This window comes from Halalkalicoccus sp. CG83 (assembly GCF_037081715.1).
Lineage (GTDB): Archaea > Halobacteriota > Halobacteria > Halobacteriales > Halalkalicoccaceae > Halalkalicoccus > Halalkalicoccus ordinarius.
In genome coordinates this window covers 2,418,565-2,434,145 of sequence record NZ_JAZDDH010000001.1, presented here as the reverse complement: position 1 = coordinate 2,434,145, position 15,581 = coordinate 2,418,565, and the positions used below count along the sequence as shown (strand labels likewise).

Below are 15,581 nucleotides of genomic sequence, written 5' to 3'. Positions count from 1 at the left end.
GTAGGAGAGAATAAAAAGATGCCCGTCAGTCCGCCCGCTTCTCGATCTCGCCCTTCACGTGGGTGGCCTCGAAGTCGTGATCCGGACGGAGGCGGACGAAATCGAGGAAGTCACGCGCCGCGAGCAGTTCGTCGGCGTCGTAGACCTCGGTCGCGATCTCGACGGCGCGTCTCCCGCCGATCGCGGGCTCGAGGGTCGCGAGTGCCGAAGCCAGGTCGTAGGCGCGGGCGGTCGCGAGGCCGTCCTCCCGAACGTTCGTCGCGTCGATGAAGTAGAGCTCGCCGTCGTGGACGAGCACGTTCTCGCCGCGCAGATCGCCGTGGGCGAGGTTGTGGTCGTGCATCAGCGAGAGCGCCTCGAACAGATCGGGAGCTAGCTCCTCGACCTCCGCCGGCTTGAGGTCGTCGAAGGTCCGGAACTCGGGGAGGTACTCGAGCATCAGCACGCCGACCTCGCCGACGCCGAACGCCTCGATGGGTTCGGGCGCGTTGATCCCGATCTCGCGGACCTTCCGGGTGGCCTCGAGTTCGTGCTGGCTCATCGCGAGCGGGTCCTCGAACCGCTCGAAGAAGCCCTCGGCGCCGCGCGAGAAGACGCCGAGGTTACGCGCGCCGGTGAAGACCGCGTGAACGAGCGCGTTCTGCGGACTGATCACCTTCACGAACCACTCGTCGTCGACCACACAGGGCGTCGAGAGCCAGTTGTCGGCCTCCAGCACCGAGAGCTTGACCTGATCGCGGTCGTAGCGTGTAGCAATCTCGCGGGCGACGCGTTCGAGCTGTGACTCGTCGACCTGCCCGCGGATCAACCGACGAATCTCCATTCCTCGAAGGGAGGCGTCCCAGGGATTTAGACGCTTCGTGGTCCTCGCCCCGACCGGACGAACTCGACCGTACGGAGAATCCCCGACCTCGTCCGGTCGGGCGACGTCACCGTTCGATCAGGGGTGTCGTCGAGCGTCGAACCCGCCGAGGGGATCACCGAGCCCGGGAGCTTCGCGGTCCGTGACATGGGCCGGATCATCGCGGCGGGGAAGGTGCTCAGCGTGACCGAACGCGAGCGATCGCCTGACCCAACGAAACCTTGACCTCGGTTCCTCCTGATCGTAGGGTATGGACTTCAGGCTCCCCGACGAACACCGAATGATCCGCGATACGGTCCGGGACTTCTGTACCGAGGAGATCGAGCCGATCGCCCAGGAGATCGAGTCGGAGCACCGCTATCCGGAGGAGGTGTTCGAACAGCTCGCCGGCCTCGACATGATGGGGGTGCCCGTGAGCGAGGAGTACGGCGGACTCGGCGGCGACCAGCTCATGTACGCGCTGGTCACCGAGGAGCTCGGGCGGGTCTCGGGGTCGATCGGCCTCTCCTATGCCGCCCACGTCAGCCTCGCCTCGAAGCCGATCGAACTCTTCGGCACGGACGAACAGAAGGAGGAGTGGCTCCGCCCGCTCGCGGAGGGCGAGTACGTCGGCGGCTGGGCGCTGACCGAGCCCGGCAGCGGGAGCGACGCCTCGAACATGGAGACGCGAGCGAAGAAGGAGGGCGACGAGTACGTGCTCGACGGCACCAAGCAGTTCATCACGAACGCCTCGGAGGCGGGATCGATCCTCGTGAAGGCCGTGACCGATCCCGACGCGGGCTACGACGGCATCTCTACCTTCATCGTCGACCCCCGCGAGGACGACGGCTTCGAGGTGACGACGATCTGGGAGAAGATGGGACTGAACGCCTCACCCACGTGTGAGATCGCCCTCGACGACGTCCGAATTCCCGAGGATCGCCTGCTCGGCGAGGAGGGCGACGGCTGGGAACAGACGAGAAAGACGCTCGACGGCGGGCGGATCAGCATCGCGGCGCTCTCGGTGGGGCTGGCCCAGGGCGCCTACGAGGCCGCCCACGAGTACAGCCGCGAACGTGAGCAGTTCGGCCAGCCGATCTGTGAGTTCGACGCGGTCCGGAACATGATCGTCTCGATGCACCGCAAGACCGAACGCGCACGGCTGTTGACCCACCGTGCCGCCGACACCTACGACCGCGGCGAGGAGGTCACCCGGGAGAGCGCGCTCGCGAAGCTCGACGCGAGCGAAGCGTGTCGCGAGGTCGCGGAGGACGCCGTCCAGGTGCTGGGAGGGTACGGCTACACCGAGGACTTCGCCCCTCAGCGTTTCTACCGCGACGCGAAGCTGATGGAGATCGGCGAGGGAACGAGCGAGATCCAACACCTCGTGATCGGACGGGAGCTGGGGCTGTAGTCCGGTTCCGGAATCGCCGGGTACATGCCCGATCCCTCCGTCGGTATCGGTGAATGGGAGCGAACGACGAGAGCGTCTTCGACGTCTATCGCGATCGGGTCGAGCGTCCGCTCGTCCGGCTGTTCCGCGTCTACGGTCGCCCGGAGATCGAGTGGTTCGGCCTCGGCATGGCTGCGAACGTCGTCGCCCGGATCGCGAGCCTGCTTCCCCCGCTGGTCCTCGGGATCGCCATCGACGCGATCTTCGTCGACACCGAGCCGTTCTCCCTGCCCGTGGTCCCCGACGCGTGGCTTCCGGCGACCCAGTCGGGGCAGTTCTGGTTCTCCGTCGCGCTCATCGGCGGGGCGTTTCTCACGACGGCGCTGTTCACGTGGGTCTACGGCGTCGCCGCCAACGTCTTCGCCCACCGGGTGATGCACGCCGTCAGGACGGACAGCTTCGAGCGGATGCAACGGCTCGACATGCCGTTTTTCGACGACAAGCAGACCGGCGAGGTGATGAGCGTGCTGAACAACGACGCCTCCAACCTGGAGGTGTTCCTCGACGACGCGCTGCAGAACTCCGCTCGCCTCGGCGTGATGGTACTGGGGATCGCCGCCGTGCTGTTCTACCTCAACGCCCAGCTCGCGTTCGTCACCCTCGTCGCGGTGCCTGCGATGGTGCTGTTCACGGTGTGGTTCATGCGGGCGGTCGAACCCATCTACGTCGCCCAGCGCGCAAGCGTCGGCGATCTCAACACCCGTCTCGAGAACAGTCTGGGGGGGATCCAGCTGGTCAAGACGGCCAACACCGAGGCCTACGAGACCGAACGCGTTCGCCGGGCCTCCTACGACTACTTCGAGCGGACGATGGAGGTGATCAAGCTCAACTACGTCTACCGACCCGGCATGGAGCTGCTCGCAGGGGCCGCGTTCGCCGCGACGTTCGTCGTCGGCGGGATCTGGCTGTATCTCGGGACCGCCGATCTTTTTCTCCGGCGAGCTGACCGTAGGGACGTTCGTCACCTTCCTGCTGATGACCCAGCGGATCGTCACGCCGCTCGCGGAGGTCTCGAGCATCGTCGACCAGTACGAGAACGCCAAGGCCTCGAGCGAGCGCGTCTTCGGGCTGATGGACGTCCCCGTCAGGATCACGGACGCCCCCGACGCCGTCTCGCTCGACGACCCCGATGGACGCGTCGAGTACCGCCACGTCGACTTCGCGTACCCCGAGAACGCGCTCGCGGCGGCCGAGGGAGAGTCGTCGGGCGAGCGGGTGCTCCACGACGTCGACTTCGTCGCCGAGGCGGGCGACACCGTCGCGTTGGTCGGGCCTACGGGCGCGGGGAAGTCGACGCTACTGAAGCTCCTGCTTCGGCTCTACGAGGTCGACCGCGGCGAGATCCGCGTCGACGGCCACGACGTCCGCGAACTGACGCTCTCCAGTCTGCGGAGGTCGATCGGCTGCGTCGGCCAGGACGCCTACCTCTTCGACGGCACCGTCGCCGACAACGTCCGGTACGGAAACTTCGAGGCGAACGACGAGCAGGTCCGTGAGGCCGCGAAGGCCGCCGAGGCCCACGAGTTCATTCGGGACCTGCCCGAGGGCTACGACACCCGGATCGGCGAGCGGGGCGTGAAGCTCTCTGGCGGCCAGCAACAACGGCTCTCGATCGCCCGGACGATCCTCCAGGATCCCGAGATCCTGATCCTCGACGAGGCGACCAGCGACGTCGACACCGAGACCGAGCGGCTGATCCAGCGCTCGCTCGACGACCTCACGGCGGACCGAACGACGTTCGCGATCGCCCACCGCCTCTCGACGGTGAAAGGTGCCGGTACGATCCTCGTCCTCGAGGACGGCCGGATCACCGAGCGGGGAACCCACGAGGAGCTGCTTGACCTGGGTGGCACGTACGCCGCCCTCTGGGGCGTGCAGGCCGGTGAGGAGATTGCCTCCGGGTCTGCCGGTACATTCGAGGACTGATCCGACCGGGGCGGCGCGGTGGCCGGTGCGAACGGGATCGCCACCTCCGGCGATCCCGCGAGCGGAGCGGGGAAAGGCTGGCGTCCTAAGCGAGCGATTCCGATCGGAATCGCTCGCAAGCGGTCCTGGCGGAAATAAAAAGGGCGAACAGCCGCTGCCAAGCGGCTGTGAGGGCTTTTGTGGGGATGAAAAGGGCGAACAGCGCGAGGTCGCGAAGCGACCTCGCTGGCGAACGGGACGCATAGCGTCCCGTGAGCGGAGGCCTGCCAAGGCCGAGCGAGGCTTTCTAGAACCCGATCGCCTGACCGTCGCGTCGGGGATCGGAGCCGCCGATCAGCGTACCCTCATCGTCGCGGTGGACGATCTGTCCTCCGCCCCAGTGGCCGCCCTCGGCGAAGAAGTCGTCCTCCTCGATCACGTCGTGGCCCCGCTCCCGGAGGTCGTCGATCACGCCGTCGGGAACCCGCGAGCTCTCGAGGGCCACCCGGTCGCCCTCGAGCCACCGAAACCGGGGGGCGTCGAGGGCGGCCTGCGGGTTCAGCCCGCTATCGACGAGGTTCGCGACGACCTGGAGGTGGCCCTGTGGCTGCATCGATCCGCCCATCACGCCCCACGAGGCGCGGAACTCGCCGTCCTCGCGAAGCATCGCGGGGATGATCGTGTGGAACGGCCGCTTTCCGGGCTCGAGCGCGTTCGCGTGGTCGGGATCGAGGCTGAAGGAGTGGCCGCGGTTCTGCAGCGCGAACCCGCCCGCGGAGAGTCCGCTGCCGAAGCTCATGTAGACGCTGTTGATGAGCGAGACGGCGTTCCCCTGCGGGTCGACGACGGAGAGGTAGACCGTGTTCGCGTGCTCGCCCGCCTTCGCGCCGTAGCTGCCCGCGCGCTCGCCGATCTCTCCCGCCCGTTTCCTCGCGTACTCCTTCGAGCGCATCGTCTCCGTAGGGACCGCGACGCGGTCGGGATCGCTCACGTGGGCGTAGCCGTCGGCGAACGCGAGCTTTATCGACTCGATCAGGTGATGCAGGCGATCTTCATCGGCGGGATCCGGATCGATACCGAGCTCCTCGGCGACGTTCAGCGCCTCCAGGGCGACGATTCCCTGGCCGTTCGGCGGGTGTTCGAGCACCTCGACCCCTCGGTACTCGGTGCTGATCGGCTCGGTCCACTCGCTCCCGTGATCCTCGAGATCCGAGAGCGCGAGGGTGCCGCCGTGTTCCTCCACCGTCTCGATCACCTCCTTCCCGAGATCGCTGCCGTAGAGCGCCTCGGGCCCCTCGCGAGCGATCCGCTCGAAGCTGTGTGCGAGTTCGGGGTTCGAGAATCGCTCTCCCGGGGCTGGCGGCCGTCCGTCCTCGAGAAATGTCTCGGCGGTTCGGTCGAACCGTGCGATCCGGTCCGTGGCGTTCGCCCACTGGCGTGCGACGTACTCCGTGACCGGCACGCCTCCCTCGGCGTAGCCGATCGCCGGCTCGAGGACGTCCGCGAGCGAGAACGAGCCGTACTCCTCGATCAGGGTCGCCCAGGCGTCGAGCGCGCCCGGCACCGTCACGGGCAGGCCGCCGTTTTCGGGCATCACGGGCTCGCCGTCCTCCTCGGCATCGGTACGCTCGCGGTAGCTCTCGAGGTCGGCCGCGGCGGGCGCGCTCCCGCTGCCGTTGAGCGCGCGGTACTCGCCGTCGAACTGGGTGAGCGCGAACGCGTCGCCGCCGATGCCGGTCATGTGCGGCTCGACGACGTTTAGGACGGCCGCGGTAGCGACCGCGGCGTCCGCGGCAGTACCGCCGTTCTCGAGCGCGCGAACGCCCGCGCGGGCGGCGAGGGGGTGGCTCGTCGCGACCATTCCATTGGAGGCCATCGCCGCCGACCGCCGGCCGTCGAACCGCCAGGGGTACTCGAACTCCATGGCGGGCGTCAGCGCCGGGGCGTCTTGAATGGTGAAGAAGGGGCAAGCGGTCGTCGCGACCGCCGGCGGCGCGGTCGCCGGCGCGAGTGCGGGCAGCACGTACGCCGCCTGCACGAGCAGCGCGAGATCGAGAAGTGATCTCGCTGGCGAACGGGACGCTGCGCGTCCCGTGAGCGGGGTGGGGAAGGGCTGGCGTCCTAAGCGAGCGATTCCGATCGGAATCGTTCGCAAGCGGCCCTGGTGGTCTCCGAAAACCTCCGGTTTTCGGGACGCCAAGAGGCCGCGGAGCGGCCTCTTGTATCGAAATGCAAAGGGCGAGAAACGCACGTCAGTGCGTTCCAAGGGCTTTCGCTTTTAGGGGAAGACGCCGCCCTCCTCGAACGCCTGTGCCACCCGCCGGATGGCGACCACGTACGCGGCAGTGCGGAAGTTCGACACGTCGTTGTTCTCGTAGGCGTCGACGAGGTCGTCGAAGGCGTTGACGATCACCGTCTCGAGCTCGTCGTTCACGCGCTCCTCGTCCCAGTAGAACCGCTGGCGGTTCTGCACCCACTCGAAGTACGAGACGGTGACGCCGCCGGCGTTCGCGAGGATGTCCGGAACGACGAGGACGTCGCTCTCCGTGAGGACGTCGTCGGCGTCGGGCGTGAGCGGACCGTTGGCCGCCTCGACGATCACGTCGGCCTCGATATCGTGGGCGCGCTCCTCGTCGACGGCGTTCTCGAGGGCCGCGGGGACGAGCAGGTCCACGTCGAGCGTGAGCAGCTCCTCGCCGGCGAACTCGTCGGTCGCGCCCTCGAAGTCGACGACGCTGCCGGTCTCGTCCTTGTGGTCGCGTACGGCCTGCGTGTCGAGACCGTCCTCGTGGTGGATCGCGCCGCTGGAGTCGCTGACCGCGACTACCGTCGCGCCCTGCTCCTCGAGCAGGTTCGCGGCGATCCAGCCGGCATTGCCGTAGCCCTGGACGGCGACCGTCGCGTCCGCGACGTCGCGCCCGAGGTAGTCGAACGCCTCGCGTGCGGCGAGCATCGTCGATCGGCCCGTGGCCTCGACGCGACCCGCGCTGCCGCCGCTCTCGATCGCCTTGCCCGTCACCACGCCGGGTTCGGTCGTGTTCTCGAGGGTCTCGTAGGTGTCCTTGATCCAGTTCATCTCGGGCTGGCCGGTGTTGACGTCCGGCGCGGGGATGTCGCGGTCCTCGCCGATGAACGGGCGAAGCTCCTTCGCGAAGGAACGGGTGATGCGCTCGAGTTCCTTCTCCGAGTACTCCTTCGGGTCGATGACGATCCCGCCCTTTCCGCCGCCGTAGGGGATGCCGACGATCGCGGTCTTGTAGGCCATCCAGCCCGAGAGCGCCTTCACCTCGTCGCGCGAGACGTTCGGGTGGTAGCGGATTCCGCCCTTGTACGGGCCTCGGTCGCCGTTGAACTGCGAACGAAACGCCCGGAAACGCTCCAACGAACCGTCGTCGAGTTCGACGGTGAGGTTCGTCTCCAGCACGCGCTCGGGGTGTTTGAGCCGCTCGATCACGTCATCGCCGACGTCGAGATACGCCGATGCGTCGTCGATCTGCTCCTGCAGACTTTCGAAGGGGTTCGCCTCCTCGCTCATGGGATGGGATAATCGGCGACGTGCGTGTTAAGCATGCCGGGACGTGGAACCGGACGTACGTCTCGGATCCTCTAGGGGCTCCGATCGTCGGCCGCCGCGCGGGCGCGCTCGACGACCCGTTCGGCCTGGGCGATCAGCGGGGCGTCGATCATCTCGTCGTCGACCCGGAAGACGCCCCGTCCCTCCCGATCGGCGTCGTCGCGCGCCTCGAGGACGCGCTCCGCCCACTCCACCTCCTCGGGGTCGGGCGTGAACGCCTCGTTGATCGGGTCGACCTGCGCGGGGTGGATCGCCATCTTCCCGTCGTAGCCGAGTCCGGCGGCGAACCGTGTCTCCTCGCTCAGGCCCTCGCGGTCCTCGATGTCGGTATAGACCGTGTCGATCGCCTCCACTCCGGCTGCGCTCGCGGCGATCACGACCCGTTCACGGGCGTAGAGCACCTCCGTCCCCTCGCGAGTGCGCGTCGCGCCGACGTCCGCGGCGAGGTCCTCGGCCCCGAAGACGAGCGCGTCCGTAGCCTCGTGGGAGGCGATCGCTGGCGCCGCGAGCACGCCGGCGGCGCTCTCGACGAGCGCGAGCACCGGGAGCGGGCCGCCTCGCTCGCGTACCAGCCGATCGAGCCGATCGACGTCGTCGGCGCTCGCGACCTTCGGGAGCATCAGGCAATCGGGCCGAGCGCGCTCGAGGATCGCGAGGTCGTCGTCGAACTCGGGGTTGACCCGCACGCACACCTCGGCGTCCGGGTCGAATCGCGGATCGTCGAGGACCGCCGTGACGGCAGAGCGAGCCTCCTGCTTTCGGCCGGGCCCGACCGCGTCCTCCAGATCGAGGACGACGACGTCCGCACCCGACTCCGGCGCCTTTCGGAGCATCTCGGGGCGATCGCCGGGTGTGAACATGACGCTTCTTCTGACCATGCGCGATCGATCGGGCTCGATCCCCATCGGTCTACCCCTCCGGCGAGTCCAAGTCCTTACGGCACCATTGGACCAGTGTGAAACGCTCGTGAGCGAGAAGAGGGCGTTCGGCGAGGAACGAGCAGCGATCGCGGCGGTGTTCACCACTGCGCAGTCGCATCTCCGTGTCGTCTTCGTCTGCTTTCTGGCGGGCTTCCTGTTCTCCTTCTACGCGCTTCGCGTCTACGTCTGGGACCGGATGGCCGCGATGACCGAGTCACGGATGGATCCGGCGACTGCCGCGGCTCAGGAGATCGTCGTCCAGACGCCGTTCGACGTCGTCCTCCTCCAGGCGAAGATCGGTATCATCGCCGGGTTGCTGGTCGCGCTCCCCCCGTCGATCTACCTCGCGCGCGGCGAGCTACGGACCCGGGGCTACTGGCCGCGGGCGCCGATCGCCTTCCGGACGTTGTTCGCGCTCGGAACGGCTTCGTCGCTGCTGTTCGCCGGCGGCGTCGCCTACGCCTACTGGTTGTTCTTCCCCGTGCTCCTGGATTTCCTCGCGGCCAACGCGCTCTCGGCCGGCGTCGATCCGACCTGGTCGATCGTCATGTGGACGGAGTTCCTCCTCGTGCTCTCGGTCTCCTTCGGGCTGGCCGCACAGCTCCCGCTGGCGATGGCCGCGCTCGCGTACGCCGACGTCGTCCCCTACGAGACGTTCCGCGAGAAGTGGCGCCACGCCGTGCTCGGCATCTTCGTCTTCGGTGCGGTCTTCTCGCCGCCGGACCCGTTCTCACAGTTCATGTGGGCCGTCCCGCTGACGATCCTCTACGGGATCAGCCTCGCGCTCACCCGGGTGATCGTCGGCGTAAGTCGATCGACCACGAGCGTCGATTCGACGCTCCACGAACTCGAGGGAGTCGACGCTGCCGACGTCCGGGCCGCTCCCGACGCGACGTTCGCCGGACTCCCCGAGGAGGAGGCGCTGGCCGCGGCTCGGCGAGCGATGGATCGTGACGATCCGGCGGCCGCGGAGGCGATTCTGGAGCGGTTCGACGACGCAAGCGGGTCCGGGACCGTGGGCGCCCTGGATCGAGGAGGGACCGTCGACGAGAAGGGGACCGGTTCGGTCTGGCTCGCGGGTCTCCGCGAACTCGCGACCGAGGTACGCGAGGACGACGACGTCGGCGGCTACGCCTACGACCTCTACGCGGTCGCTGGTGCGCTCCGATCGAAGCTCCGGCGGCTCGTCCTGGTCTTCGGCGTCGTGCTGCTGGCGACGTTCGGCGTCCTCTACGAGGGTGGGTTCGGCCTGCTCGCGGGGCAGTTCTTCTCGCGCGTGCCCGCCGCCGTCCGGCTCGAGGAGTCGGAGCTCGTCGCGCTCCACCCCGTCGAGGTGTTGCTGTTTCAGATGGAGATCAGCACCCTCGTCGCCGTGCTGGCCGTCGTTCCACTGATCGCCTACTACGCGTGGCCGACGCTCGCCGAGCGCGAACTGGTCCGTTCCCGCCGTCGAACGATCCTCGTCTGGACCGGCGCCCTCGGTGCGACGTTCGTCGCCGCCACGCTCGTCGGGTACCTCTACGTCGCCCCCGCGCTGCTCTCGTACCTCGTCTCGGACGCGCTGCGGGCGGGGCTGATCGTCTCGTATCGGATCGACCGCGTCGCCTGGCTCGTCGTTTACACCACGGTCGGGTTCGGTGCGCTCGCGTGCGTCCCCGTGGGAATGTGGCTCCTCAACCGCATCGGAACCGTCTCCTACCGTGGCTACCGGGAGAACTGGCGGGAGGTCGCGATAAGCGTCCTCGTGCTCTCGAGCCTGCTCTCGCCTGGCGTCCTCTCGATGCTGCTGGCGGCGACGTCGACGATGCTCGCCTACGCCGTGGGGCTGCTGGGACTGTGGCTCCTCACCCTCGGCGGTCGATTCGACGTACCGATCGGACAGGAGTCGTAGCGGCGCGTCCCGATCCCACGTGCGTCGGTCGCCGGAACGGATTTTCCCGTTCGTCGGGTCGAACGTCCGGACGTGCCGGAGAACCGCGGCGTTTACGTCGGACCTTCCCCAACGGCAACCGTGAGAAGTCTGCTCGTCAGCGCGACGCCCCTCGTCGGCGAGGGAGTGATGCGGGGAACCATCGAGGGAATCCAGGCCGTCGTCGAGACGGCGACCGGCTGGCCCGGTATCGGCATCGTCTTCACCTACTCCTTTCTCATCGCGTTCGCGCTGCCGGGACCCAGCGAGATCGTCCTCGTCGCGCCGCTCGATATCGCCGAATCGCGGACGCTGACGCTCACGATCATCATCCTCACCAGCGCGGTCGGCAAGGCGCTCGGGAGCCTGTTCGCCTTCCACCTCGGACAGGAGGCGAAGAGGGCGGGACCGGTCACCCGGTGGATCGAACGCTCGCGCTTCGACGTCATCTCGTGGTCGGAGAGACGGGCCGTCGAGATCGCCCAGAAGTACGGCTACGTGGGTCTCGGACTCGCGCTCTGCGTGCCGTTCTTCCCCGACACCATCTCGATCTACGCGTTCGCCGTCCTCGAGGAGAGCTACCCGAAGTTCGCCGTGGCGACGTTCTTCGGCAGCCTCGGCCGGCTCGTCCTGACGGTGACCGTCTTCGGCGGCGCGATCAGCCTCCTCTGATTCACTGTCGATCGAACGGGACCGACCCTCGGTGAACGGATTCCACCGTCGTCACGAATCGCCGGCGGTCGGTCCCACGACCCCCACGGTTTTGCTCGTCCGCGTCGATCCGGGTGGTATGCCCGGTCTGTACTACGAGGAGTTCGAGGTCGGCGAGACGATCGAGCACGAGAAACGCCGGACGGTGAGCGAACGCGACAACCAGGCGTTCTGTGACATGACGATGAACCAGCAGCCGCTCCACCTCGATCGGGAGTTCGCCTCGGGGACCGAGTTCGGCGAGCGGCTCGTCAATGGCCTCTATACCATGAGCCTCGCGGTCGGACTCACCATCCCCGAGACCACCGACGGAACGATCGTCGCCAACCTCTCGTACGACGACGTCGAGCATCCGGCGCCGGTCTTTCACGGGGATACGATCCGCGTCCAGTCGACCGTGACCGACAAACACGAGACCAGCGACGGCGAGCGGGGCGTCGTCACGATGCACGTCGAGGCGTTCAACCAGAACGACGAACTGGTCTGTGCGTTCTCCCGGACCGTGCTCTCGCTCAAGGCACCCGACGGGGAGTGAACGGGAGAGATCGGATCCGATCGCGGGTCGTCGGACGATCAGCGACCCATCGTTCCGATCACGACGGCGTTGATCAGCGACGCGGCCACCCAGGGAATCGCGAGTCCGAGCGGGACGACGGCGGTGTACTCCCGGGGCAGGAGCTGCCGGCAGGCGAGGCCGATCCCGAGGGCGAACAGTTTGAGCGCGCCGAGCGCGACGTAACCGAAGCGCTCGAAGCCGGCTCGTGCGACCGGGTTCGACTCCGTGAGCCCGTTCTCGACGCCGTAGTAGGTCAAGAGGAGATCAGCGACCATCGACGCGGCGACGACCGCCCAGAGCGCGCCCTCGCGGCGCGACAGTACTGACCAGAGACCGCTCGCCGGCGCACGAACCGCTCCCTGTAACGACATCGGTTCGTGTTCGTAGCGCTACAGATATTGTTAACGACCGCCTATCGACCATCGGTGGCCGTCCGGTGCGGGCAGTTCCGGGAGAGTTCCTCGTCGAACACCGGGTGAGAACATCCTCCGAAAACGGCGGCCCGGAACACCAGGGACCGCGTTACAGGGACTTCTCCATACACGTGGCCGTCGTGGGACAGAGGTCGGTGAACTCGGTCGTTCGTCGGACGGCGTCCGGCGCATCGGATCGGTCGATCTCGATGTAATCGCGGCCCGAAAAGAACTCGGACGCGGTCGTCGTGAGCAGATACAGCGTCTCGACGCCGACGTCCCGAGCCTTGGTCTCCAGGCTCTCACACAGCCGCGCCCCGTAGCCGCGTCCGCGGACCGACCGGTCTACGACGACCGACCGGAGGAGCCCGACGCTCCCGTCGGTCTCGAGGCCCCCGATGCCGACTCTGTTCTCGCCGTCGTAGACGACGTAGAAACACTCGGGCTTCGATCGTACGTCCTCGGTAGGCAGCCCGTTCCGTTCGAGCAGCCGTTCGACGTAGGAGAGGTCCCCTCCGTCGGCCCGCCGGAGGTCGAGCGTCGTCTCGTCCATGCTCCCGTCTACCGATCCGGGGTGGCTAATACCTTCTCCAGCGTGGGTGGTCGTGTACGCGACCCCCGCTTCGCGGGCCCATCACGTGCCGGCAGCAGCCCTAACCACTCGACCCCCGAACCGGCCATCGTGAGCTCTACGGTCCTCATCACCGGCTGTTCGTCGGGCATCGGGAACGCGACCGCGCGAGCCTTCCGGGATCGAGGCTGGGAGGTGTACGCCACCGGCCCGACTCCGTCGGGGCTCGCCGACCTCGAGGAGATCGGCTGTCACACCGCGAAGCTCGACGTGACCGATCCCGGCGACCCGACGGTCGTGGTCGACCGGATCGTCGACGAACAGGGCCGAATCGACTGTCTGTTCAACAACGTCCGGGTATCGCTTCGCGATTCCCGCGGCCCATCAGAAATCGAAGATTTCTGAGGACGCGGGCTACGGACAGATCGGTCCGCTCGAGGAGCTCTCGACCGACCTGCTCCGCGAGCAGTTCGAGGTCAACCTCTTCGGCGCCCACCGGGTCGCGCGGGCGGTCCTCCCGCGGATGCGAGAGCAGGGTTCGGGCTGATCGTCAACACCTCGAGCGTCTACGGGCGGACCGTGATGCTCGGCCAGGGCGCCTACGCGGGCTCGAAGTGGGCGCTCGAGGGGCTCAGCGACACCCTCCGAACCGAAGTCTCCGATCACGGCATCGACGTCGTGACGCTCGAGCCCGGCCCCGTCGAGACGAACTTCGGAACGCGCGCGCTCGGAGATCGACAAGCTGGACCGCACCGGCGCCTACGAGTGGTTCTACCGCCTGTTCGACGCCGAGAAGTACGACCGGCGGTTCATCGACCGCGGGGTCGGTTACGTCCAGCCCGAGGACGTCGCCGAGATCGCCGAGAGCGACGACCGTCCGAGACGGCGGCTCGTCGGTCCCTGGAAATATGCGGTCTGGGTGGGCTACGTCGTCCCCGACGCGGTTCGCGACGCGCTCCTCCAGGGGCTCAAACGGCTTCCCTGACCCTAGAGCACCGTGCCGTGTTTCTTCTCGGGCAGCTCCTTCTCGAGGCCCTCGTAGAAGGCGAACCGATTGACCAGCTCCTCGCGCAGCGTGCTCGGGGGAACGATCTCGTCGATGACGACCTCGCTGGCCATCCGGTGGACGTCGATGTCCTCGCGGTACTCCTCGCGGAGTTCGCGCTCGCGCTCCGCGCGTTCCTCCTCGTCGTCGATCGCCTCCAGCTTGTTGTAGTAGACCGCGTTGATCGCGGCCTCGGGGCCCATGATTCCGATCTCGCCCGACGGCAGCGCGATCGTGCTCTCGGGGTCGTAGGCCGGACCGCTCATCGCGTAGATGCCGGCGCCGTAGGCCTTGCGGACGACGACGCACTGCTTCGGCACCGTCGCCGAGGAGGTGGCGTAGATCATCTTCTTTCCCTTCTCGAGGATGGCGTCCTTCTCGACGCCCGAGCCCGCCATGAATCCGGGCGTATCACAGAGGTAGAGGAGCGGAACGTCGTAGGCGTCGGACTTCCAGATGAACTCGGCGGCCTTCTCCGCCGCGTCGGGGAAGATCGCGCCAGCGCGGTGGTTCGGCTGGTTGGCGATGATACCGATAGGACGACCGTCGATCCGCGCGTAGGCGGTGATGATCTCCGCACCGTAGTCGGGTTTGAGCTCGAAGTAGCTGTCGCGATCCACGACTCGGTCGATCACGTCGACCATGTCGTAGCCCTTGTTCGGCTCCTGGGGGACGACCGAGTCGATCCCCTCGGGCGAGCGCGCGGGCGGCTTCGGCTTCCCTCTCGGGGGGTTCTCCCCCGCCTTGTCGGGCAGATAGGTGATCAACTGCGAGACGAGTTCGCGGGCGTGCTGCTCGTCACGGGCGACCAGATCCGCGCTGCCCGAGTGACGGGCGTGGACCTCCGGGCCACCGAGATCCTGCATGTCGATCTCCTCGCCGGTGACCATCCGCACCATTCTGGGGGACGCGATCGCCATCGCGCTCATCCCCTCGACCATCACCGTGAAGTCGGCGAAGATCGGCGTGTACGCCGCGCCGGCGATACACGGCCCGTAGAGCACGCAGATCTGGGGAACCCTCCCGGAAAGCATCGAGTGGTTGTAGTAGTACTTCCCGATTCCCTCCCGGTTGGCGAAGAAGCCTCGCTGCTGGTCGATCCGTCCCCCGGAGGAGTCCATTAGGTACAGGACCGGCTTTCCCGACTTCAGCGCGCGCTGTTGCATCCGGAGGAACTTCTCGACCCCCTTGCCGGCCATGCTGCCCGCCTTCACGGTGAAGTCGTTGGCCATGAAGTGGACCTCCCGGGAGTCGAACTCCGCCGCGCCCGTCAGCAGGCCGTCCGCCGGCAGCCGGTCCTCGGCGTCGAACTCCGCGAACCGGCCGTCCTCGAACAGCACTCCCTCCTCGCCGAACCAGAGGTCGAGACGATCGCGCACGAACAGCTTCCCCTGCTCGGAGAGACGTTCCTTGTACTTCTCGGGACCACCTCGTTCGATGTCGGCGATCTCCTCCCGGAGCCGTTCCTCGCGCTCGGTCGCCCCGAGGTCGTCCTCCTCTGGCTCCCTGACGACGGCGTCGCGGACCACCGTCGGCTCCTCCGCGTCGCCGACGTAGACCTCGATCTCGCCGTCGACGTGGCGTGCGAGCGCGGCGGCGATCGCCGAGGCCTCCTCCTCGGTCGCGCCCGCGCTGATCCGGACGTTCATACCCCGTCTGCGCGGGGCTATTTGAAACCGTTTT

At 67.5% G+C, this 15,581-nt stretch carries 11 protein-coding genes and 3 pseudogenes; 7 read left to right on the top strand and 7 right to left on the bottom strand.

Going from position 1 to position 15,581, the window contains the following annotated elements; genetic code table 11:
* Positions 1–25: 25 nt before the first annotated feature.
* A complete protein-coding gene (locus tag V0Z78_RS12655) occupies positions 26–823 on the bottom strand; it encodes an RIO1 family regulatory kinase/ATPase domain-containing protein (RefSeq protein ID WP_336344995.1) in 798 nt (265 codons plus the stop codon).
* A gap of 81 nt (positions 824–904) precedes the next feature.
* Between V0Z78_RS12655 and V0Z78_RS12650 the strand changes: the two are divergent.
* The 3 genes and pseudogenes from V0Z78_RS12650 to V0Z78_RS12640 all read left to right on the top strand — a co-directional run.
* Positions 905–1,087 (top strand): annotated as a pseudogene (locus V0Z78_RS12650) (hypothetical protein); the annotation flags it as partial.
* A gap of 25 nt (positions 1,088–1,112) precedes the next feature.
* Positions 1,113–2,255, top strand: coding sequence for an acyl-CoA dehydrogenase family protein (locus V0Z78_RS12645; RefSeq protein WP_336344994.1), 1,143 nt, complete (start codon positions 1,113–1,115; stop codon positions 2,253–2,255).
* Between the two features lie 53 nt (positions 2,256–2,308).
* Positions 2,309–4,220 (top strand): annotated as a pseudogene (locus tag V0Z78_RS12640) (ABC transporter ATP-binding protein).
* A 286-nt stretch (positions 4,221–4,506) separates the two neighbouring features.
* On the opposite strand, the gene ggt reads toward V0Z78_RS12640, so the two are convergent.
* From ggt to V0Z78_RS12625, 3 genes are all read right to left on the bottom strand, one after another.
* Entirely contained in the window at positions 4,507–6,123 is a 1,617-nt protein-coding gene (ggt, locus tag V0Z78_RS12635; RefSeq protein ID WP_409338740.1) for a gamma-glutamyltransferase, read from the bottom strand.
* 354 nt (positions 6,124–6,477) lie between these two features.
* Positions 6,478–7,734: a Glu/Leu/Phe/Val family dehydrogenase gene (locus V0Z78_RS12630; protein ID WP_336344992.1), complete on the bottom strand. Its 1,257-nt coding sequence runs from the start codon at positions 7,732–7,734 to the stop codon at positions 6,478–6,480.
* A gap of 71 nt (positions 7,735–7,805) precedes the next feature.
* Complete coding sequence (locus V0Z78_RS12625) at positions 7,806–8,651, bottom strand: HpcH/HpaI aldolase/citrate lyase family protein (protein WP_336344991.1); 846 nt, start codon at positions 8,649–8,651, stop codon at positions 7,806–7,808.
* 88 nt (positions 8,652–8,739) lie between these two features.
* Here V0Z78_RS12625 and V0Z78_RS12620 point away from each other — a divergent pair, with 88 nt between their 5' ends.
* The 3 genes from V0Z78_RS12620 to V0Z78_RS12610 all read left to right on the top strand — a co-directional run bounded on the left by V0Z78_RS12620 (position 8,740) and on the right by V0Z78_RS12610 (position 11,848).
* Positions 8,740–10,584, top strand: a complete 1,845-nt coding sequence (locus tag V0Z78_RS12620) for a twin-arginine translocase subunit TatC (protein ID WP_336344990.1) — start codon at positions 8,740–8,742, stop codon at positions 10,582–10,584.
* Between the two features lie 168 nt (positions 10,585–10,752).
* A complete protein-coding gene (locus tag V0Z78_RS12615) occupies positions 10,753–11,274 on the top strand; it encodes a YqaA family protein (protein WP_336345185.1) in 522 nt (173 codons plus the stop codon).
* Positions 11,275–11,392: 118 nt separating this feature from the next.
* Positions 11,393–11,848: a MaoC family dehydratase gene (locus V0Z78_RS12610; RefSeq protein WP_336344989.1), complete on the top strand. Its 456-nt coding sequence runs from the start codon at positions 11,393–11,395 to the stop codon at positions 11,846–11,848.
* A gap of 38 nt (positions 11,849–11,886) precedes the next feature.
* Here the strand turns inward: V0Z78_RS12610 and V0Z78_RS12605 are convergent, their stop codons facing one another.
* Positions 11,887–12,240 (bottom strand): DUF5658 family protein, encoded by a 354-nt coding sequence (locus V0Z78_RS12605; RefSeq protein ID WP_336344988.1) that lies wholly within the window; start codon positions 12,238–12,240, stop codon positions 11,887–11,889.
* A 151-nt stretch (positions 12,241–12,391) separates the two neighbouring features.
* Positions 12,392–12,835: an arsenic resistance N-acetyltransferase ArsN2 gene (arsN2, locus tag V0Z78_RS12600; protein ID WP_336344987.1), complete on the bottom strand. Its 444-nt coding sequence runs from the start codon at positions 12,833–12,835 to the stop codon at positions 12,392–12,394.
* A gap of 126 nt (positions 12,836–12,961) precedes the next feature.
* On the opposite strand from arsN2, the pseudogene V0Z78_RS19060 reads away from it, so the two are divergent.
* A pseudogene (locus V0Z78_RS19060) lies at positions 12,962–13,838 on the top strand (SDR family oxidoreductase).
* 2 nt (positions 13,839–13,840) lie between these two features.
* Here the strand turns inward: V0Z78_RS19060 and V0Z78_RS12585 are convergent.
* Positions 13,841–15,547, bottom strand: coding sequence for an acyl-CoA carboxylase subunit beta (locus tag V0Z78_RS12585; RefSeq protein WP_336344985.1), 1,707 nt, complete (start codon positions 15,545–15,547; stop codon positions 13,841–13,843).
* Positions 15,548–15,581: the final 34 nt, after the last annotated feature.